This window comes from Mycobacterium sp. NGS63 (genome assembly GCF_059812295.1).
The window spans coordinates 190,520-210,786 of sequence record NZ_JCALCJ010000004.1 but is presented as its reverse complement, the minus strand read 5'-3'; the positions used below and the strand labels follow the sequence as shown (position 1 = coordinate 210,786).

Genomic DNA, 20,267 nt, shown 5'->3' with positions numbered 1-20,267 from the left:
TCCACGATCCGCATCCTCGCTCGCCGGGGGTATCGCATCCGGGAGCGAGATTGTGGCAGCCTGCCAGGTATGGTCACGTCGCCTGCCGCGCTCAGCGCCGCGGAGCTGGAATTGCGCGAGCAGGTTCGCGCGTTCCTGGCCGAGACCCTGCCCTGGGGGACATTCGAGCCCGGCCTCGGGATGGGCGCTGAGGTCAATCCGGCGTTCTCCGCCGCGTTGGCAGAGCGTGGTTGGGTCGGCATGGCGGTCCCGGCGCGCTACGGCGGTCGCGACGCCACCGCCGTCGACCGCTTTGTTGTCGTCGAAGAGCTGCTGCGCTGGGGCGCCCCGGTCGGGCATCACTGGGTGGCCGACCGGCAGATCGCCCCGGTGCTGGTGCGTTATGGCACCGAGGACCAGAAGCGGTGGCTGTTGCCCCGAATCTGCCGGGGGGAGTTGTGTTTTTGCATCGGCATGAGCGAGCCGGACGCCGGGAGCGACCTCGCGTCGGTGCGGACGCGGGGTGTGCGCGACGGCGATGGCTGGCGCGTATCGGGAGTCAAGGTGTGGACGAGCAACGCGATGCGTGCCGACTACATGATTGCGCTGTGCCGAACCTCCGACGGCGCCCGCCACGTAGGGCTGAGCCGCTTCCTGATCGACATGCGCAGCCCCGGCGTGACGGTCAGGCCGATTCCCTTCCTCAACGGCAGTACCGACCACTTCGCCGAGGTGGTCCTGGACGGCGTGGCGGTGTCGGACGACATGGTGATCGGCGAAATCGGGCAGGGCTGGGCGCAGAACGCCAACGAGTTGGCCTTCGAGCGCAGCGGCCCGGACCGATGGATCTCGACGTTCCTTCTCGTCCAGGAGTTCATCCGCGAGTGGCCGGATCTGGCCGCCGGTGCCGCCGGACGCCGGCTGGTCGGCGAGCTCGCGGCCCAGTACTGGGTGCTGCGGCGGCTTTCGCTGGCCGTGGCCCGGGCGATCGACGCGGGCGGCACGCCCGCGGCCGAGGCCGCGCTCATCAAGGAGATGGGCACCCGCTTCGAACAGGACGTCGTGAATGCGCTGCGGGACTTGTTGGACCGTGAGCTCGTATGCGGCCACGAGCCGTCACTCTTCGAGCGGCTATTGCGCCGCGCGGTCCTGGAAGCCCCGTCGTTCACGATCCGGGGCGGTACCAACGAGATACTGCGCTCGGTCGCCGCCAAGGGTTTGTCATGAGCGACGACGAACTGTATACCGCGGCCACCAAGCTGTTTGCCGCACACAGCCATTGGGAAAATGTCGGCGAAGCGGAAGCTGCCGGCTGGGCGCCGCGGCTATGGAACGCCTTGCAGCAGAGCGGGTTCAGCGACGTTCCCGTCCCGGAGGGTCTGGGTGGGGCCGGGGGCAGCGTTGCCGACGCGATTCAGTTGCTGCGTGCCGCGGGAGCACACGCGGCGCCGGTGCCGCTGGCCGAGGCGGGACTGGTCGGCGGTTGGCTATTGGCGTCCGCCGGCCTCGCGCTGCCGCACGGCGTTCGCACGGTGGCGCCGCCCGCCGGCGCGCTGCATCTCGACGGAGACCGACTTTTCGGGACGGTGCAGGCCGTGCCATGGGGTCACCGCGCCGAACATGTTGTCGCGCTGGTCGACGGCGTCGTGGTGCTCGCGCCCGGCCCGGCGGCACCGTCGGGCGGCCCGGCGGTCAGACGCGGAGCCAACCTCGCCGACGAGCCGCGCGACACGGTGGTTTTCGACGGTGTACCGGTGACCGCGCGCGCCGATGCGCCGAGCGCGGTCACCGAACAAACGCTGCGGGAGCGCACCGCGCTGGGGCGCGCCGCGTTGATGGCCGGCGCGATAAGCGCCGTCGCGGCAATGACGTTGCGCTACAGCGGCGAACGTGAGCAGTTCGGCCGCCCCATCGGCCGCTTCCAGGCCGTCCAAGCCCACCTGGTCACCATCCACCAGCAGGCGGCCGTGGTCGCGTCGGCTCTCAACGGTGCGGTCGAAGCGCTCGACGCGGGCCGCGGGAGCTTCGAGATCGCTTGCGCCAAAACGCTTGCCGACCTGGCCGCCCAGCTGGTCACGGCGGCCGCCCATCAGACGCATGGCGCTATCGGTATGACGAAGGAGTACCCGTTGCATTATCTGACCCGTCGACTCTGGGCCTGGCGAGACGAACCAGGAGGGCATCATCGTTGGGCGGACCGGCTCGGAGCGGCGTTGGTCGCGCGCGGTCCCGACGCCCTGTACCCGGCCATCCAGTGCGGATCGGGGGTGGTGCAGTGGACCGACTGAAGCGCCCGGACGGCGTCACCCTGGCCTTCCGGGTGCACAACCCGCAGGCGCCGGGTGTGCCGCTTTTGCTCACGCACGGATTCGGCGCGACCTCGGGCATGTGGGACCGCAATATCGATGCATTGAGCTCCGATCGGCCGGTGATCGTCTGGGACATGCGCGGCCATGGCAGCAGCGACGCGCCCGACGACATGGACCGCTACAGCGAGCGGATCAGTGTGGCCGACATGGCGGCCATTCTCGACGCGGCGGGTGCCGAGCGGGCCGTGGTCGGCGGAATGTCCCTGGGCGGCTACCTGTCTCTCGCCTTTCACCTGACCCATCCGGAGCGGGTGGCCGCGCTGGTGCTCGTTGACACGGGGCCGGGCTACCGCAACGACGCGGCACGCGACAAGTGGAACGCCTGGGTGGAACGGCGCGCCCAACAGCTCGAGCGGGGCGAAGAGGCAACCGATTTCTCGGCGGAAGTCGCGCTGGCGGTGCACCAGCATCCCGAGGGGCTCCCCCGCGCCGCCCGCGGTGTGATGGCACAAAAGGACGCTCGCGTCATCACCTCCCTCGACACCATCGCGGTGCCCACGCTGGTGGTCGTCGGCGCCCGGGACACCGACTTCCTATCTCCGGCCGACTACATGCACCGCAAGATCTCCAATTCCCGCAAGATCGTCATCGACAACGCGGGGCATGCGGCGAACATGGATCAGCCCGAGGCGTTCAATGCCGCCGTTCGCGAACTGCTGGAACAACTATGAGCGCCGCCGATGTCAGCGTCGAGTTGGCCGGCCACGTGGCGGTGGTGGAAATGCACCGACCGCCGAACAATTACTTCGACACCGCGTTGATCGGGGGCATCGCCGACGCCTACGAGCGACTGGACGGCGACGTCGAATGCCGCGCGATCGTGTTGTGCGCGGAGGGTAAACACTTCTGCGCCGGCGCCGATTTCTCCCGGCCCGCCGCGGATCGTTCGTCGCCCGGCGAGCTCTACGCCCAGGCGATCCGATTGTTCCGCACGGGCAAGCCCGTTGTCGCCGCGGTGCACGGCGCCGCGATCGGCGGCGGACTCGGGCTCGCCCTCAGCGCGGACTTCCGAGTGGCCGCACCCTCGTCGAAATTCGCGGCCAACTTCAGCCGGCTCGGGTTTCACCCCGGCTTCGGGATCACCGCCACGTTGCCGCGAGTTGTCGGCGGGCAGAAAGCGCTCGAATGGATGCTCACCGGTGAGCGCATCGGTGGTGAAATCGGCTACGCGGCAGGGCTGTTCGACGAATTGGCCGCCGACGGCGACGTGCGCGCGGCGGCGATCCGGTTCGCCCAGCGGATCGCCGCCTCGGCTCCCCTGGCGCTGACCAGCATCCGCGCCACCATGCGCGCCGGACTCGCCGAAGCCGTCGCCGCGGCCACCGCCCGCGAGCTCGAAGAACAAACCCGGCTACAGGCGACCGCCGACTTCCGCGAGGGCGTGGCGGCGGCCGCCCAGCGCCGCGCTCCCCTGTTCACCGGTCGCTGATTAACCCGTCATGCCGAACCGCTGATGCATCAGCGTGAAGCTCAGCACCCGATTCCAGAGGCCGTCGAGGGTCGTGCGCTCCTCGGGGGTGCACTCGGGCAGCAAGGCGAACTGTTTGCGCACCGCGGCCGCGTCGAAGATGGGCTGCTCGTCGAGCAGCCGCGAGCCAAACACATCGCCCATCAGCTCGAGCATCGCGTCCGCCTCGCCGACCTTGGCCGGCGGCGTCACGAACGGGTGCTTCTCGCGGTTGTAGACGGGCTCGATCAGTACGTCGCGCGTCGCCTCACGGAGCACGTGCTTCTCGCGCATGCCGTTGACCTTCATGTGAATCGGGATGCCGGCCGCGTATTCGGCGACGAGGTGGTCGAGGAACGGAAGGCGGCCCTCGATCGAGTGCGCCATCTCCATGCGGTCGGAGAGGAAGGTCAGGATGAAGTTCGGCAGATGGATCCGCGACCACAGGTAGAGCGCCTGGTTCAGCGGATCGCGGCCCGCCAACCGCTCGTCGACCGGCAGCCGCGACAGCGCGAGCTCGTAAGGATTGATGCCGGCCACGCTCTCGGCCATTTCCGCACTGAAAAACCCCGCCGCGTGCGCGCCGGTCGCGCCAAAGGTCTTGATCCACGACGGAATCCAGCCGAGGCGCCGCGCGACGGCATCAAGCTCGCGGATCGGTGCGTCCTCGGTCGGCGTGAGCATGGGAACGGCGCGGTTGGAACTCGACTCGCGCATCTCCGCGAGCAGCTTCGCGACGATCTCGGGGTCCTGGCTCGCGCTGTTGTAGAGGAGGACGTCGCGCCGGAACGGCGCGTAACCCGCGAGCATTTCGTCCGAGCCCTCGCCGGTGAACACCACTTTGATGCCCGCGTCGCGAACCGCGCGTGACAACAGGAATTTCGCCACGCCGTGGGCGTTGACGAACGGCGTTTCCGCGTGCCAGACCGCGTCGGAATACGCCTCGGCGAGAGCGCGCGGGGGCACGGGCACCGGGTGGAAGCTCGCGCCCGAACGCTCGGCCTGCGCACGCGCGAACTCCGACTCGTCGTAGGCGGCGTCCTCGAAGCACAGCGTGAACGCGCGGATCGGGCGGTCCATGTGGAGCTGGGCCAGACCGAGCACCGAGCACGAGTCGATCCCGCCCGACAGATAGCTCGCGACCTCGACGTCGGCGACCAGGCGCTCGCGCACGGCGTCGTCGAGCACGTCGCGAAAGCCCGCGACGACCTCGGCGTCGCTGCGGTCGTCGGCGGCGATCTCGGCCGCGGTCGGAAACTTCAGGTCCCAGTACGGGTAGACGCTGACCTCGCCGCGCTGCGCAATCGCGTAGTGACCCGGCGGAACCGTGTAGATGCCGTCGAAGACCGAGCGCGAGTGCGGGCGGAAGTGGAAGCACTCCTGCAGCACGGCCTCGCGGTTCCAGCGCGCGGGGACACCGAGCGCGAGCAACGCCTTCACCTCCGACGCGAAGTACACGTTGCCCTCGTGCACGCTGTAGAACAGCGGCTTGATCCCGAACCGGTCGCGGATCGCGAGCAGCGCGCCGTTGCGGCGGTCGGCGATCACGACCGCGAATTCACCGCGCAGGTGGCGCCCCAGGTTCATGCCCTCGCGCAGGTAGAGGTGCAGCGCGATCTCGCTGTCGGATTCGGTGGTGAACGGGCACCCCTCCGCGCGCAGGCGCTCGCGGATCGCGCGGTAGCCGTAGAGCTCACCGTTCACGACGATGTGGACGTCGCCCGCGGCGTTGGCGATCGGCTGGTCGCCGTTATCCAGACCGATGATGGACAGGCGTGTGTGGCCGAGGAACCAGCGCCCGTCCGGCGAGATCCAGCGGCCGACGCTGTCCGGGCCCCGGTGATGCAGCGTCGCCAGGGCGCGGTCGACGCGCGTCGGCTCCACGTCGTCGCGAAGCAGCCCGGCAACGAATCCGCACATCGTCGATCATCCTGCCAGTTCGGAAGGCGGCTGGAATTGGGATGCGCGTATGCATCAGCCCGAGACGACAAGCGCACGATTGCGCGTCAGTGCAAGATGCCGAGTTGCTGGTCGATCTGCGCCCAGTGCCGGAGGCCGGTCGGGGTGAGCAGAATCCAGTCGTGGACCTGGAGATCGGCCAGCACGAAGCTCATCGGTGCCCCTTGGGCGACCGCTTCTTGCTGCAAAGCCAGCGCCTCGGGGAAGAGCGAATCCAGCGAACCCGAGTAGACGTACGTCGGCGGAAGTCCGCTCAGCGACCCAAACAGCGGACTCACCTGATAGTTGGTCAGCGGAAGATTGCCCGCCCACACCTGGCCGATCGGCCCCCCGGACCGAGCCAAGTCCAACCAGGGGGACAGCAACACCATCGACGCCGGAACGGCCTGGTTGGTGGCGGCCAGGTATTCGACGGCGGCCAGTGCGAGGTTGCCGCCCGCGGAGTCGCCGATCACGCTGACGTTCTGGAACCCGTGTTGCTGGATTTGCGCAGAAATGAGACCGGCCATCTGGGGTACCACCACGCCGGCGGTGCCACCCTGCTGCATCAACGGGTAAATCGGCACTTCGAAGGTCGCGCCGGTCTGGTAGGCCGTCACCGCGTAGTTCAGCCAGTGGAAGATCGACGGCGGAAAGATGAAGGCGCCACCGTGAATGGCGACCACGTACTCACCGGTGGGATGTGCCGGCGTGATCTGCACGACGCGCATCCCGTCAAAAGTGCTGTACTGGACGGTTTCTCCCAGCAGCAATGTCAGCAACCGTGGCGGCGAGTTACTGATCCCGATCGAAAGGAGCGGGTTGTCGCCCGTGAGTTGCGCTAAGAGCGGGGAACTTGGCGCGAAAAACAAGAAATTGAGTTCATTGCTGATTCCGGCGGCCAATGTCGTTGGTAGCTGCTGAATTTGCTGCTCAGCACCGAGCAACGCCTGCTCGAAGTCCGCCAGCGGCGCCGCGTTGGCCGCCTCCGCGCCGGCGTACGCGGCGGCCGCGCCGGTCAATGCCTGCGCAAATCCCTGGTGAAACGCCGTCGCCTCCGCGGTGAGCGCTTGAAAGGCCCGCCCGTGCGCCCCGAACAGCCCCGCGATCGCCACCGACACTTCGTCCTCGGCCGCGGCCACCACCGTCGTGGTGGCGCTCGCAACGCTATGGCTTGCGGTGGCGACGCCCGAACCGATCGAATCCACGTTCGCGGCCGCGGCCGACATCACCTCGGGCAACGCAACAACATACGACACTGTGCCGCTCCCATTACCGATCCCCGGATACCAGAGCTTATGCCCGCCCAGTGGAGTCATGTAGGGGTTTGATGGCGCCAATGGGGCCCGCCCCGCGGACTAGACCAACTAAGTCCAGGCTTCTACCATCGAATGCGGTGACGGTGAACGTGAACATCGATGAGGCGGAGACGCACCTCTCGCGACTCCTCGAGAGGGTGGCAGGCGGCGAGCGAGTGGTCATCTCAAAGGCCGGCAAGCCGGTAGCGGATTTGGTGCCCCATCAAGCCGTCGCTGTCGCGTTCGGCGGACTGCGGGGCCAGCTCACTTACGACGACTCTTCGTTCGACGTCGACGCTGAGATCCAGGAGATGCTTTACGGCACGCACCACCACGGCGATGCTGCTTCTTGACAGCCACAAAGTGACGTGAATGACGAAGGAGCTCCGGTACCGGCAGCGCAAGAGCGACAACGGCTCTCGAGGCTATCCGCTGTTGAACGGATTGCTCAGCCGTACCCCTTCGATGACCTGACCCTCGTTGAGGTCCTCCGTCCACAAAGTGTCACAACGCAATTCGGCGGCACTGCGGACGATCATGGCGTCCCAGAAGGAAAGCTGGTAGCGACTCGACAACATCGCCGCGGCGATGACGTCATCGGACAGCGGCGAATGGACCCGCCATCGCACGAGGCTCTTGAGCATGTCGACCGCGACTACGGGATCGATCGTCTTCACGACCTTGCGCGTCGCATTGACGTAGAACTCCTGCAGAACCTGAATGCTGATTGCCCCACGGCGCTCACGCCACAGCCGATCGACGAGCGCGCTGGCCCTGTCGTGCCGTTCGCCGGCCGTCACGTCATATGCATAGAGCAGGATGTTGGTGTCGACGAACTCCATTGTCAGCGTTCGTGAACCTCGTCGCGGGACCAGGTGATTGGACCAACCTGCAGGCTGACGCCTGTGTTCATCCTCCGACGCTCGAGCTCGGCCACCTCGTCGTAGTCGCGCACATCTCCGACGAGCTGCTCCAGCAGCCGCGCAACCAGACTCGATACGGACATATCACGCTGCGCCGCCAGCACCTTCGCGCGGCGCACCAATTCTTCGGGCATGGAAAGGGTAATGTTCTTCGTCGTCACTGTGATCCAGTGTAGCACTGAATCACAGGATGAATTTGCGCGTTCACACCCCGCGGCAGCCATGGTCGGGAAAACTGGTGTCGACGGCAACCGCGCGGTGCGTGATCAAAGATGTGGTGAAGGGCGATTGATTCGGGTAAATCTGCTGGTCAAGCTGTGGAGCTGCCGGGAATCGAACCCGGGTCCTACGGCATTCCCTCAAGGCTTCTCCGTGCGCAGTTCGCTATGCCTCTACTCGGATCTCCCGGTCACGCGAACCAGCCGGGATGACGATCCCAGTCGCTGTGCATGTCCCGATGAGTCCCGCGACCGGACTCACCGGTGGATCCCTCTAGCTGACGCCAGGCTCCGGGTCGAGGGCGTTCCCGGTCTGACGGACTAGCTGTCGCTTAGGCAGCGAGAGCGTAGTCGCGCTGATGTGAATCGGCGCTTATATGGTTGCAACGACGCTTACGGTGGTCTCTTGCCTGCACCGGCACGCTTCCCTTGATTCGATGCGCGAAGTCGAAACCGTTCAGCCCCTCGCATCCCCGCCGACTTTCGGCAGGACAATCCATGGTACCCGGCTAACAACACGCGGCAACGGAATTAACTTCCCCGCCAAAGCCGAGTACCCCCCGGTCTGACGACTGCAGGGGGTACTCGGTTGCCGAGAACGGCGCTTGTTGGTCTGAGCTACTTGATTCCGACGACGTCCTGCGCGATGGCGGCGACGCGGGTCTGCGCGGCCGAGACGATGCTCTGCCGGTTCTTGTGCGCCTCCTCGTAGGCGAGGATCGCGCGAACGTCATTGGGGGCGGTCAGCTTCTTGATCGCGTCCACCGCCTGGTTGACGTTCAGGTCGTCGTACTTGCGGATAGGCAGTTCATTGGCCTCCAAGACGCCGGCGGCGGTGCGACCGGAGTGCAGCGCGTCCGCAGCCTCGTCGGCCCCCTCGGAACGGGTGACCCGCTCGGCCGCCTTGAGGGCGGCACTCTGGGACGCCGACAGCGCCTTGGCGGCGATTTCGCCCGCGTTGCCGCCGCGCTTGACGAGGTCGTTGAACGCCGGGCCCGCCGAGCGCAGCGCCTCAACGGTCCGGTCGACCCCACGCGCCGACCACGTGGCCGGCAGGTTGACCAGCTTCACGGCGGTGCCGGCGGCCGCCTGCAACGGCGTGCGGCGCAGCGCGGCCGGCCCGCCGAGCGCGTCCTCGGCCAGCACGGTGGTCAGCCAGTCCACGGTCGCGGCGTGCGCGGTGATCAGGCGATCGGCGAGATTGACGATGTCCTGGCGCTTTGCGGCTACCGCCAGCGCCTTGGCGTAGCGGGCGCGGTCCAGCAGCTGGTCCTCGAGCGCGAGGTCACCCAGCAGCGCCTCGTCGAACGGCTGGGCCTGCTCGGTGAGCGCCTTGACCGCCGCGGCGGCGCGACCCAGGAAGGGGCCGATGACATCGGGGTAACCGCCCAGCTTGCGGATCGCGGCCTCGAGGGACTCGGCCCGCTTGCGGCCGTTGGCGGCGTTCTGCGAGAGCTCGCGGCGCACCGCCTGGGTGCGCGCCTGGGCGACGCGGGTTTCCGCGACCTGGATCTCCGTATTGGTCAGGTCGAGCAGCGTGCGCAGCTGCGCGAGCAGGCGAGTGGTGTCGGGTGCAGTCATGACTGTTGGTTCCCCCTGGCATTGACGATTCGGGTGTCGGCGCGAGGTGCGCCCGTACGCTTCCGGCTACCCAATCAGGGCGCGCGGATACACATATGTCGCGCACTGTGATTTAAATCGCCGCCAAAGAGGCTGTCAGATCACGAAATTCAGGTGCTCGACGACCTGGTTGGCCACCGCCCTGTCGCCGTCGAGTTCGACGTCCTGCGGTCGCGCGGGGCTCATCGGACGACCGCCGGAAAGCCGCGTGAACTGCACCCCGTCCATCCGGATCGTCGCCGTCGGTTCGTCGCCGCCGAAGTCGTCGACCAGCCGGGCGCGGCCAGTCACGTCGACGCGGACGCTGCGCGCGACGGGACCGGTCAGCTCGAACAGGACACGGGAGCCGTCGGGCGCCTTGGCCAGCTTGCCGACGACGTAGCCCATGGTGGCCGCGACCTCGTCGAGGGACAGTTCCGCCGCGGGCCCGCGCAACGCGTCGTCGGACGACGGCCGCGCCAGCGCGTCGCGGATGTCCTGCTCGTGCATCCAGCAGTCGAACACCCGTACCCGCATGAACCGCCCGTAGCTTTCCGGACCGACCGGCGTCGGCGTCACCGCGTTCCAGTCGTCCTCGGGCATGGCTGCCAGCACCGCGCGCCGATCGGCGGTCACCGCGCGGAACCGCTCCAGCACGCCGGCGCCCGATTCGGCGCTCAAATGGCGCACCCAGCACTCGTTCATCGCGCCGATGTCGTTGCGCACGTGTTCAAGGGCCTTGACGTCGACATCCGGTTCCGGCGCCGCGACGCCGGCCAAAAACGACTCCGTCCCGATCATGTGCGACACGACGGCCTTGACGTCCCAGCCGGGCAGCGGGCTCGCCGTTTCCCAGTCGCCCTCGGGCAGCCCGTCCAGCAACGCGTCCAGGGAGTCCCACACCGCGAACAGACCGGGCAGGACGTCGGATTTCTCCAGCAGGGTGACGGGGCGGTCGGCCATGGTCGGATAGTAGGCCGCCCGCGGCGCGACCGTCAGCTTGCGGCGATCATCGCCACGGAACCCATGGCCATCACCATGCCGACCCCCTGCCAGCGGCTCACCCGCTCACGCAGCACCACCATCGCCAGGACGACCGTGGCCGCCGGATACAGCGAGATCAGGATGCTGGCCAGCGACAGCAGCCAGGTGTGCAGCGCCAGCAGCATGGTCACGTTCGCGCCGACGTCCAGCAGCGCGACTCCCATGGCCAGCTTCAGCGGCTTGCCCTGCGGCAGCCGCGCGTTCTTGCTGAGCGCGGCCATGATGAACACCACCAGGGTGGCCGACATCCGGGCGAACACCAGGGGCCACAGCTTGCAGGCGTGTGGCGCCTGATGCAAAAACACCAGGTTCAGCCCCATCGCCGCCCCCGCCACGACCGTCAGCCACGCCACCTTCGGCGTGAACCGATACGGCGTGGTGCCCTCGGCCGTGGCCTCGCGGCTGACCAGCGTGACAGCGACGAGTGCCAGCACGACGCCCACCGAGGCGGCCTGCCCCGGCCGCTCCCCCAGCGCCACACCGACGGCCACGGGGACGGCGGCGTTGAGCACGGCCGCCAACGGCGAGACCACCGAGATCGGCCCGGCGCCCAGCGCCGCGAAGAAGGCCCACATGCCGAACGCCATGCCGACGCCGTACAGGCAGCCCCAAAAGACCGCGCCGCCGGTGATCGGCCCGCCCACGGCGACGGCCATCGCGCCGAGCAGGATTGTCTCGATCGGGTACGCCACGAGCATCACCCGCAACGCCGGCACCCGTCGAGCGGCTACACCGCCCACAAAATCGCTGACACCGTACGTAACGGCGGACAGCTGGGCGTAAGCGGCCCCAATCAGTTCATGCCCTTGGCTCGGCGCCCGAGTTCACGGTGCACTTCGCGTTGGGCATCCCGGCGAGCCACGTCTTGGCGCTTGTCGTACGCTCGCTTGCCGCGCGCAAGTGCGAGCTCGACCTTGACCTTTCCTTCTGAGAAATACAGAGACAATGGCACGAGGGCGAGGTTACCATCCCGGATCTTGCCGACCAGTCTGTCGATTTGTTGCCTATGTAACAACAACTTTCGATTGCGACGTGGGTCATGGTTGGTCCAGCTACCGTGCTGATACTCCGGAATGTGCAGGTTACGCAACCACACTTCGCCGTCGTCGACGGTTGCGAACGCATCGGCCAACGACGCCTGACCCTCGCGCAGGCTCTTGACCTCGGTACCCTGCAAAGCCACGCCTGCCTCGTAAAGCTCGACGATCGAATAGTTGTGCCGCGCTTTGCGATTGGTGGCCACGATTCGTTTGCTGCCACGCTGGTCACCCGCCGCCTTGGTCCGGCTCGAGTCCTTGGGCACAGCTACCGCCGCACGTACAGACGCAAGGTCACGTAGGCGGTCAGCGCCGCCATCGACACGCCGAGCAGAAACAGGATCGGCGAGATGTAAATGATGTCGGCGTAGTCGACCCGCGCGATCAGGTTGGCTTGGTAGAACTGGTTGAGCGCGTTGTCCAAAAACGTTGCCCGCACGAGGATTAGGCCGCCGACCGCGATGGCCACACCGACCGCCGCGGCGACCATCGCCTCCACCAGGAACGGCAGCTGGGTGTACCAGCGGCTGGCTCCGACCAATCTCATGATGCCGATCTCCGTGCGGCGCGTGTACGCCGCGACCTGGACCATGTTGGCAATTAACAGGATCGCGCCGACGGCCTGCACCAAAGCGACGGCGAACGCGACGTTGCTCAAGCCGTCCAGGACCGCGAACAGCCGGTCGATCAGGTCTTTCTGGTTGAGCACGGACAGCACGCCGGGCTGTCCCTGCATCGCGGTGTCAAAGTCCTTGTGCTGCTCGGGGTTGTTCAGCTTGACGATGAAAGACGCTGGGAACGAATCCTTCCCGGCGACGTCCTTGTACTGCGGAAACTTGCGAATGGCGTCGTCGTAGGCGTCCTGGCGGTTGAGGAACCGCACCGACTTCACGTCGTCGCGCTTTTCGATCCGGTCCCGCAGCGCCTTGCACGGATTGGTGCCGCAGGACGGGTCGTTGGCCGAGACGTCCTCGGTGAGGAAGACCTGCGTCTCGACGCGGTCGAGGTAGATGGCGCGCGAGTGCTCGGCCAGGCGGACCACCAGCAGGCCGCCGCCGAACAGGCCGATCGAGATCGCGGTGGTCAGGATCATCGCGGCCGTCATCGTGACGTTGCGACGAAGGCCGGTCAGGACCTCGTTGAACAGGAAGCCGAAGCGCACTTAGCGATCCATTCCGTAGACGCCGCGCTGCTCGTCGCGCACCAGCCGGCCCAGCGACAGCTCGACAACCCGCTGCCGCATCGAGTCGACGATGTGGTGGTCGTGCGTCGCCATCAGCACGGTCGTGCCGGTGCGGTTGATCCGCTCCAACAAATCCATGATGTCCTTACTGGTGTCGGGGTCGAGGTTGCCGGTGGGCTCGTCGGCCAGCAGCACCAGGGGCCGGTTGACGAACGCGCGGGCGATCGCGACCCGTTGCTGCTCGCCACCGGACAGCTCGTGCGGCAGCCGGTTGGCCTTGCCGGACAGACCCACCGTCTCGAGCACCTCGGGCACCACCCGGTTGATCGCGTCGCGGCGCTTGCCGATGACCTCCAGCGCGAAGGCGACGTTCTCGTAGACCGTCTTTTGCTGCAGCAGCCGGAAGTCCTGAAAGACGCAGCCGAGCACCTGGCGCAGCTTCGGGACGTGCCGTCCGGGCAGCTTGTTGACGTGAAACTTCGACACCCGGATGTCGCCGGTGTTCGGCGTCTCCTCGGCCAGCAGCAGCCGCATGAACGTCGATTTGCCCGAACCCGACGGCCCGATGAGGAAGACGAATTCACCCTTGTCGATCTTGACGTTGATGTCGTCGAGCGCCGGCCGAGCCGACGCCTTGTACTTCTTGCTGACGCTGTCCAGGGTGATCATCACGGCACGCCAGTGTAGCGGTGAATTTCGCTGGTAAGCGAAGTCAGCTGGCCGGGGGCTGCGAACTCGGCGCCGGACCCGGTCCCGGCTGCGGTAGCTGCGGCGGGGAGGTGGGGGTCGGTGTCGCGCTGGTGCTCGGCGGGCAGAAGGGCGGCGGCAGCAGGCACGGCGGCTTGGGCAGCTCGAACGGCGGGGGCGTGGTGGTCGTCGTGACGGGTGGCGGCGTGGTGGTGCTCGGCGGGACGGTGGTGGTCGGGGTCGGCGTGAACGTGACCGTGGCCGGCGGCTGCTGCACCCGGCTGCGGGGCACCCAGGTGTAGTTCGGGTCGGGCACGAAGCCCGGCGGCACCACCTGCGGGGCCGGCGGCTTGGGCGTCGCTTCCGGGCGATAGGTGTCGTAAAGCCACCACACCGCCAGGAACGCGACGATCAACACGAACGTCGACGTGCGCATGCGCCCGCCGAACAGGTGGCTCCAGCCTCGCTTGGCGTCGTTGCGCTTTTCGAGGATGTTCAGCGTGAATTTCACGACCGCCGCACCGTGCCCTCGGTCGTCTCGGTTTTCGCGGCCGCCTCGTCGGCGTCGGGCAGGGCGGCGTCGTCGACAATCCCCACCGTCGCGTCGGCGGCGGTCACGATTCCCACGCGGGCCAGCGCCCGGATGACCAGCACGCGCAGCTGGCGGCCGACCTCGAACTGTTTACCGGGCAGCGTGCGGGCCACCATGCGCAGGGTGACGGTGTCGACCTGGATGCTTTCCACGCCCATCACGGTGGGCTCGTCCAGCAGCAACTCCCCCAGCACCGGGTTGTCCATCGCCCGTTCGCATTCCTGGTGCAAGACCTCGTTGACCCGGTTGAGGTCGGCGTTGGTCGACACCGGAATGTCGACCACCGCGCGCGCCCAGTCCTTGGACAGGTTGACCGCCTTGACGATCTGGCCGTTGGGGATGGTCAACACCTCGCCGTCGGGTGAGCGCAGCCGGGTCACCCGCAGGGTCACGTTTTCGACCGTGCCGCTGGCCTCCGTCGAGGCGACGATGGTCAGGGTCACCAAGTCCCCGAAGCCGTACTGCTTCTCGACGAGGATGAAGAAGCCCGACAGCAGGTCCTTCACCAGCTGTTGAGCGCCGAACCCGAGCGCGGCGCCCACCACGGTCGCCGGTGCGACCAGTCCCTTCACCGAGAACTGCAGGATGTCGGCGATCTGCAGCATGACCCAGATGGCGATGATGACGACCGACACCCAGGAGATCACCGACGCCACGGCCTGGCGGTGCTTGGTGGCCTCCGAGCGCACCAGCGCGTCGCTTTCGGCGAAACCCAGGTCGAGCTGCCGGGTCACCTGATCCGCGATCCAGTTGACGAAGCGGGCCGCCAGCACCGCCGCGATCAACACCATGGCGATCCGCAGGCCACGGGTGATGATCCATTCGCCGATCTGGCCGTGCCAGAACTCCGCCCAGCGCTGCGCCGGTGAGGCTGTCGCCGCGGCCATCAGGTTCGTATTAATCGTCATCTTTTCGGTTGCGCCACCGGATTCCCGCTTCCAGGAATCCGTCGATGTCTCCGTCCAGAACGGCGGTCGGGTTGCCGACCTCGTACTCGGTTCGCAAATCCTTGACCATCTGGTAGGGGTGCAGCACGTAGGAGCGCATCTGGTTGCCCCAGGAGCTGCCGCCCTCACCCTTCAACGCGTCAAGCTCGGCTCGCTCTTCTGATCGCTTGCGCTCCAACAACTTTGCCTGAAGCACTCGCATCGCCGAGATCTTGTTCTGCAGTTGCGATTTTTCGTTCTGACAAGTCACGACAATACCCGTCGGGATGTGTGTCAAACGCACCGCCGAGTCGGTGGTGTTCACCGACTGGCCCCCCGGCCCGCTGGAACGGTAGACGTCGACCCGCACGTCGCCCTCGGGAATGTCGATGTGATCGGTGGTCTCCACCACGGGCAGCACCTCGACTTCGGCGAACGACGTCTGGCGCCGGCTCTGGTTGTCGAACGGGCTGATCCGCACCAGCCGGTGGGTGCCCTGTTCGACGGACAACGTGCCGTAGGCGAACGGGGCGTGCACCGCGAAGGTGGCGCTCTTGATGCCCGCCTCCTCGGCGTAGGAGGTGTCGAACACCTCGACCGGATACTTGTGCTGCTCGGCCCAGCGGATGTACATCCGCATCAGCATCTCGGCCCAGTCGGCGGCGTCCACGCCGCCGGCGCCCGAACGGATGGTGACCAGCGCCTCCCGCTCGTCGTACTCCCCGGAGAGCAGCGTGCGCACCTCGGTGGCCTCTATATCGGCGCGCAGTGCCTTGAGTTCGGCGTCGGCCTCGGCGAGGGTGTCGGCTTCGCCCTCCTCGGTGGCGAGTTCGTAGAGCACCGGCAGGTCGTCGAGGCGCTGGCGCAGCTCCTCGATGCGGCGTAGCTCCCCCTGGGTGTGGGACAACTCGCTGGTCACCCGCTGGGCGCGGGCCTGGTCGTCCCACAGGTTGGGGTCGGAGGCCTCCTGCTCCAGCTTCTGGATGCGGGTGCGCAGACCGTTCACATCGAGCACCCGCTCCACCGTGGTCAGGGTGGAGTCAAGGGCGGCGATATCGGCTTGACGGTCGGGTTCCACAGGGGCCCACGTTACCGGCCTCAACGTTTAGCATCAGGAGACCATCATGTGCACCGCGCGACTGCGGCCAGATTCTCCACAGCCCCTTGCGCCGCAGCCGGGCACGAGCAGAAGGCCTCACATATGCGCCCATACCATGTCGCGATCGTCGGATCCGGGCCGTCGGGATTCTTCGCCGCGTCCTCCTTGCTCAAGGCGGCCGACGCCTCGGAGGACATCGACGTGGCCGTCGACATGGTCGAGATGCTGCCGACGCCCTGGGGTCTGGTGCGCTCGGGCGTCGCGCCCGACCACCCGAAGATCAAGTCGATCAGCAAGCAATTCGAGAAGACCGCCGAAGACCCGCGGTTCCGCTTCTTCGGCAACGTGGTGGTGGGCGAGCACGTCGAGGCCGCCGAGCTCGCCGAGCGCTACGACGCCGTCATCTACGCCGTCGGGGCGCAGTCCGACCGCGCGCTGAACATCCCGGGCGAGGACCTGCCGGGCAGCGTCGCCGCCGTCGACTTCGTGGGCTGGTACAACGCGCACCCGAACTTCGAGCACTGCACCCCCGACCTGTCGGGCACCCGGGCGGTGGTCGTCGGCAACGGCAACGTGGCGCTGGACGTCGCGCGCATCCTGGTGACCGATCCCGACGAGCTGGCGCGCACCGACATCGCCGACCACGCCCTGGAGTCGCTGCGCCCGTGCGGTGTGGACGAAGTGGTGATCATCGGCCGGCGCGGCCCGCTGCAGACGGCGTTCACGACGCTGGAGCTGCGAGAGCTCGCGGACCTCGAACGGGTCGACGTGATCGTCGACCCGGCGCAGCTCGACGGCATCACCGACGACGACGCGGCCGCGGCGGGCAAGACGACCAAGCAGAACATCAAGGTGTTGCGCGACTACGCCCAGCGCGCCCCGCGGCCCGGGCATCGCCGAATTGTGTTCCGGTTCTTGACTTCTCCGATCGAGATCAAGGGCGAAGACCGGGTGGAAAGCATCGTGCTCGGCCGCAACGAGCTGGTCAGCGACGAGAGCGGCCGGGTGGCGGCCAAGGACACCGGCGAACGCGAGGAACTGCCGGCCCAATTGGTGGTGCGGTCGGTCGGCTACCGCGGCGTGCCCACGCCGGGGCTGCCGTTCGACGACAAGAGCGCGACCATCCCCAACACGGGCGGACGGATCGAGGGCAGCCGCAACGAATACGTCGTCGGGTGGATCAAGCGCGGGCCGACGGGCGTGATCGGCACCAATAAGAAGGACTCGCAGGACACCGTCGACACGCTGCTGGACGACCTCGCCGGCGCCGACGGTCTCGCGGACCTGCCCGCCGACCACGCCGACAGGCTGGCCGACTGGCTGGCGTCGCGCCAGCCGAAGCTGGTCACCTCGGCGCACTGGCAGGTCATCGACCGCCACGAGCGCGCGGCCGGCGAGCCGCACGGGCGTCCCCGCGTCAAGCTGCCGAACCTGGCCGAGCTGCTGCGCATCGGTCACGGCTGACCCGCGGGCATTCGGTCCTCAACCCGGTGGCTTTGGTCCCTATCCTTCGCCGAAGTACTGTCGCGACCCCCGCCGGGCGCGGTTGGATGGCTATGGCATCGCCGTCAAACCGGAGGGAGCTCGCCAGATGGCCGCTGAGCCGTTGTCCACGACGCAACAATCCGACCAACCGTCGACCCAGCCGCTGATCGGGAAGGGCTGGATCCAGGGCGTGGCCCTGGTGATGATCTTCGGCTTTCTCGTGATGGGCATCCTGGCGTACCGGACCTACACGGCGTCGATGCCGATGCCCGACAAGGTGGTCACCGAAACCGGCCAGGTGCTGTTCACCGCCGACGACATCACCAAAGGCCAAGAGCTGTACCAGGCTCGGGGGCTCATGGAGTACGGGTCGGTGCTCGGCCACGGCGCCTACCTGGGCCCGGACTACACGGCCGAATACCTGCGCCGGGCAACCGATGACGTCGCCGATCAGCTGCGGGCGCAGGGCATCACCGATACGCACGATCGGGTCGCCACCGAGTTCCGCACCAACCGCTACAACGCCGCGGACAAGACGCTGGTCTTCACCAACCGGCAGGCCACCGCGTTCGAGCACATCCAAAGCCAGTACGCGGCTTACTTCGGTGAGAACTCCACCAAATACGGCCTGCTGCCCCACCTGATCACCGACAAGACGCAGGTTCGCCAGCTGACGGCGTTCTTCGCCTGGACGGCGTGGGCGGCCGCGGCCGAACGTCCCGGCCACAGCTACACGTACACCAACAACTGGCCGGCCGAGAAGCGCGTCGACAACGGCCCGACCGCGCCGGTGATCGTGTGGTCGGCGCTGTCGCTGATCGCCCTGCTGGGCGGCATCGGGATCATGTTCGCCGTCTACGGGCGCTGGAGCCAGAAGGTGGGCTGGCACAGCGCCGAATCGTCGACGCTGTCGTTCCGCCAGCCCGGCGACGTGAGCCTGACACCCGCGCAGCGGGCCTGCATCTGGTTCTTCGCGATCGTGTCGGTGCTGTTCTTGGCGCAGACGCTGCTGGGTGCGGCGGCCGAGCACTACCGCGCCGACCTGTCGACGTTCTTCGGACTGGACCTGGCCCGCGTGCTGCCCTACAACCTCGCCCGCACCTGGCACCTGCAGCTGGCGCTGTTCTGGACCGCGGCGGCATTTCTGGCGGGCGGCATCTTCCTGGTGCCGTTCATCGCCCGCCGGGAGCCCAAACGTCAGGCCGTGCTGGCCTACGTGCTGCTGGGTGCGGTCGCCGTGGTGGTGTTCGGCTCGCTGATCACCGAGGCGCTGTCGATCTACGGCGTGATCCCGGCGGGCGGGCTGCTCTCCCAGCAGTGGGAGTACCTCGACCTGCCGCGGTTGTGGCAAATCCTGCTGATCATCGGGATGTTCGTGTGGATCGCGATCATCTGGCGGGGCATGCGGGCCCGGCTCAAGGGCGAGTCGAAGATGAACATGCCGTGGCTGTTCTTCTTCTCCGGGCTGGCCATTCCCGTGTTCTACGCCGTCGGGCTGCTGGCCAGCAGCGGCACCCACTACACCGTCGCGGACTTCTGGCGGTTCTGGGTGGTGCACCTGTGGGTCGAGGACTTCCTCGAACTGTTCACCACCGTGATGGTGGCGTACATGTTCGTGTTGCTGGGCGTGGTGCGGGAACGCATCGCGCTGGGCGTGATCTTCCTTGACGTGATCCTGTATTCGGCCGGCGGCGTCATCGGCACCATGCACCACCTGTACTTCTCCGGCACCCCGGTGGAGCACATGGCGCTGGGCGCCTTCTTCTCGGCCGCCGAGGTCATCCCGCTGACCTTCCTGACGGTCGAGGCGTGGGCGTTCTTGCAGCTGGGTGCGCGCCAGCAGTCCGGCGACGCCAACCCGTTCCCCCATCGCTGGGCGGTGATGTTCCTTGTCGCCGTTGGCTTTTGGAACTTCCTGGGCGCGGGCATCTTCGGCTTCCTGATCAACCTGCCGGTGGTGTCCTACTACCAGATCGGCACGGCGCTGACGGCCAACCACGGGCACGCGGCGATGATGGGCGTGTACGGCATGCTCGCGGTCGGCCTGGCCATGTTCGCGTTCCGCTACGTGATCCCGGCCGACAAGTGGCCCGAGAAGTTGGCGCGGATCTCGTTCTGGTGCATGAACATCGGCCTGGCGTGGATGGTGTTCGTCACCCTGCTACCGCTCGGCGTGCTGCAGCTGTATCACTCGGTCAACGACGGCTACTTCGAGGCGCGGTCGCTGGGCTACATCACCAAACCCGGCAACGCGGTGATCGAATGGCTGCGGATGCCGGGCGACATCATCCTGATCGTCGGCGGTGTACTGCCGTTCGTCTGGATCGCCTGGACCGCGCTGCGCAACTTCCGTTCGGGCACCACGGTCGACGAGCTGCCGGACCATCCGCTCTACACCGAGGCCGGGGCCGACGACGCCCGGGTTCCGGCGAAGGACTGACCG

General features: G+C 67.3%; 20 protein-coding genes and 1 other RNA gene. 7 read left to right on the top strand and 14 right to left on the bottom strand.

Features of this window, described 5'->3' with window-relative positions:
- Positions 1-69 precede the first annotated feature (69 nt).
- Genes AC5Y4Z_RS11500 through AC5Y4Z_RS11485 form a run of 4 tightly spaced genes read left to right on the top strand, consistent with a single transcriptional unit; the run spans position 70 to position 3,777 of the window.
- Positions 70-1,206 (top strand): acyl-CoA dehydrogenase family protein, encoded by a 1,137-nt coding sequence (locus tag AC5Y4Z_RS11500; RefSeq protein WP_499963740.1) that lies wholly within the window; start codon positions 70-72, stop codon positions 1,204-1,206.
- Positions 1,203-2,267, top strand: coding sequence for an acyl-CoA dehydrogenase family protein (locus tag AC5Y4Z_RS11495; protein WP_499963738.1), 1,065 nt, complete (start codon positions 1,203-1,205; stop codon positions 2,265-2,267). Before AC5Y4Z_RS11500 ends, AC5Y4Z_RS11495 begins: the two co-directional genes overlap by 4 nt.
- The gene (locus AC5Y4Z_RS11490) at positions 2,234-3,019 is read left to right on the top strand and encodes an alpha/beta fold hydrolase (protein WP_499963736.1); all 786 of its coding nucleotides are present in this window, start codon (positions 2,234-2,236) and stop codon (positions 3,017-3,019) included. The genes AC5Y4Z_RS11495 and AC5Y4Z_RS11490 overlap by 34 nt, the downstream gene beginning before the upstream one ends.
- A complete protein-coding gene (locus AC5Y4Z_RS11485; protein WP_499963734.1) occupies positions 3,016-3,777 on the top strand; it encodes an enoyl-CoA hydratase/isomerase family protein in 762 nt (253 codons plus the stop codon). The genes AC5Y4Z_RS11490 and AC5Y4Z_RS11485 overlap by 4 nt, the downstream gene beginning before the upstream one ends.
- Here the strand turns inward: AC5Y4Z_RS11485 and asnB are convergent, their stop codons facing one another.
- Together asnB and lipY are read right to left on the bottom strand one after the other, a co-directional pair.
- Entirely contained in the window at positions 3,778-5,715 is a 1,938-nt protein-coding gene (gene asnB / locus AC5Y4Z_RS11480) for an asparagine synthase (glutamine-hydrolyzing) (protein ID WP_499963732.1), read from the bottom strand. It lies immediately after the preceding gene.
- An 86-nt stretch (positions 5,716-5,801) separates the two neighbouring features.
- Positions 5,802-7,052 (bottom strand): triacylglycerol lipase LipY, encoded by a 1,251-nt coding sequence (lipY, locus tag AC5Y4Z_RS11475; RefSeq protein WP_499963730.1) that lies wholly within the window; start codon positions 7,050-7,052, stop codon positions 5,802-5,804.
- Positions 7,053-7,129: 77 nt separating this feature from the next.
- Here lipY and AC5Y4Z_RS11470 point away from each other — a divergent pair, with 77 nt between their 5' ends.
- Positions 7,130-7,384 carry a type II toxin-antitoxin system Phd/YefM family antitoxin gene (locus AC5Y4Z_RS11470; protein ID WP_499963728.1) on the top strand — a complete coding sequence of 85 codons (255 nt, stop codon included), beginning with the start codon at positions 7,130-7,132 and terminating at the stop codon, positions 7,382-7,384.
- 72 nt (positions 7,385-7,456) lie between these two features.
- Here the strand turns inward: AC5Y4Z_RS11470 and AC5Y4Z_RS11465 are convergent, their stop codons facing one another.
- The 12 genes from AC5Y4Z_RS11465 to prfB all read right to left on the bottom strand — a co-directional run bounded on the left by AC5Y4Z_RS11465 (position 7,457) and on the right by prfB (position 16,318).
- A complete protein-coding gene (locus tag AC5Y4Z_RS11465) occupies positions 7,457-7,873 on the bottom strand; it encodes a PIN domain-containing protein (RefSeq protein ID WP_499963725.1) in 417 nt (138 codons plus the stop codon).
- 2 nt (positions 7,874-7,875) lie between these two features.
- Entirely contained in the window at positions 7,876-8,115 is a 240-nt protein-coding gene (locus AC5Y4Z_RS11460; protein WP_499963723.1) for a DUF6364 family protein, read from the bottom strand.
- A gap of 154 nt (positions 8,116-8,269) precedes the next feature.
- Positions 8,270-8,637: a transfer-messenger RNA gene (gene ssrA / locus AC5Y4Z_RS11455) on the bottom strand.
- A gap of 153 nt (positions 8,638-8,790) precedes the next feature.
- Positions 8,791-9,753, bottom strand: a complete 963-nt coding sequence (locus tag AC5Y4Z_RS11450; protein WP_499963721.1) for a ferritin-like domain-containing protein — start codon at positions 9,751-9,753, stop codon at positions 8,791-8,793.
- Between the two features lie 135 nt (positions 9,754-9,888).
- Entirely contained in the window at positions 9,889-10,734 is an 846-nt protein-coding gene (locus tag AC5Y4Z_RS11445; RefSeq protein WP_499963719.1) for a maleylpyruvate isomerase family mycothiol-dependent enzyme, read from the bottom strand.
- Between the two features lie 32 nt (positions 10,735-10,766).
- The gene (locus AC5Y4Z_RS11440; RefSeq protein WP_499964767.1) at positions 10,767-11,612 is read right to left on the bottom strand and encodes an EamA family transporter; all 846 of its coding nucleotides are present in this window, start codon (positions 11,610-11,612) and stop codon (positions 10,767-10,769) included.
- Positions 11,609-12,118: an SsrA-binding protein SmpB gene (smpB, locus tag AC5Y4Z_RS11435; RefSeq protein WP_499963718.1), complete on the bottom strand. Its 510-nt coding sequence runs from the start codon at positions 12,116-12,118 to the stop codon at positions 11,609-11,611. The genes AC5Y4Z_RS11440 and smpB overlap by 4 nt, the downstream gene beginning before the upstream one ends.
- A gap of 2 nt (positions 12,119-12,120) precedes the next feature.
- Entirely contained in the window at positions 12,121-13,014 is an 894-nt protein-coding gene (gene ftsX, locus AC5Y4Z_RS11430; RefSeq protein WP_499963716.1) for a permease-like cell division protein FtsX, read from the bottom strand.
- Positions 13,015-13,704 carry a cell division ATP-binding protein FtsE gene (gene ftsE / locus AC5Y4Z_RS11425; RefSeq protein ID WP_499964765.1) on the bottom strand — a complete coding sequence of 230 codons (690 nt, stop codon included), beginning with the start codon at positions 13,702-13,704 and terminating at the stop codon, positions 13,015-13,017.
- 43 nt (positions 13,705-13,747) lie between these two features.
- Complete coding sequence (locus tag AC5Y4Z_RS11420; RefSeq protein ID WP_499963714.1) at positions 13,748-14,233, bottom strand: Rv3103c family proline-rich protein; 486 nt, start codon at positions 14,231-14,233, stop codon at positions 13,748-13,750.
- The gene (locus tag AC5Y4Z_RS11415) at positions 14,230-15,222 is read right to left on the bottom strand and encodes a mechanosensitive ion channel family protein (protein WP_499963712.1); all 993 of its coding nucleotides are present in this window, start codon (positions 15,220-15,222) and stop codon (positions 14,230-14,232) included. The genes AC5Y4Z_RS11420 and AC5Y4Z_RS11415 overlap by 4 nt, the downstream gene beginning before the upstream one ends.
- The gene (gene prfB, locus AC5Y4Z_RS11410) at positions 15,212-16,318 is read right to left on the bottom strand and encodes a peptide chain release factor 2 (RefSeq protein ID WP_499963710.1); all 1,107 of its coding nucleotides are present in this window, start codon (positions 16,316-16,318) and stop codon (positions 15,212-15,214) included. Before prfB ends, AC5Y4Z_RS11415 begins: the two co-directional genes overlap by 11 nt.
- Positions 16,319-16,441: 123 nt before the next feature.
- Here prfB and AC5Y4Z_RS11405 point away from each other — a divergent pair, with 123 nt between their 5' ends.
- Both AC5Y4Z_RS11405 and AC5Y4Z_RS11400 read left to right on the top strand, forming a co-directional pair.
- Positions 16,442-17,803 carry an FAD-dependent oxidoreductase gene (locus tag AC5Y4Z_RS11405; RefSeq protein ID WP_499963708.1) on the top strand — a complete coding sequence of 454 codons (1,362 nt, stop codon included), beginning with the start codon at positions 16,442-16,444 and terminating at the stop codon, positions 17,801-17,803.
- A gap of 127 nt (positions 17,804-17,930) precedes the next feature.
- Positions 17,931-20,264, top strand: a complete 2,334-nt coding sequence (locus tag AC5Y4Z_RS11400; protein ID WP_499963706.1) for a nitric-oxide reductase large subunit — start codon at positions 17,931-17,933, stop codon at positions 20,262-20,264.
- Positions 20,265-20,267: the final 3 nt, after the last annotated feature.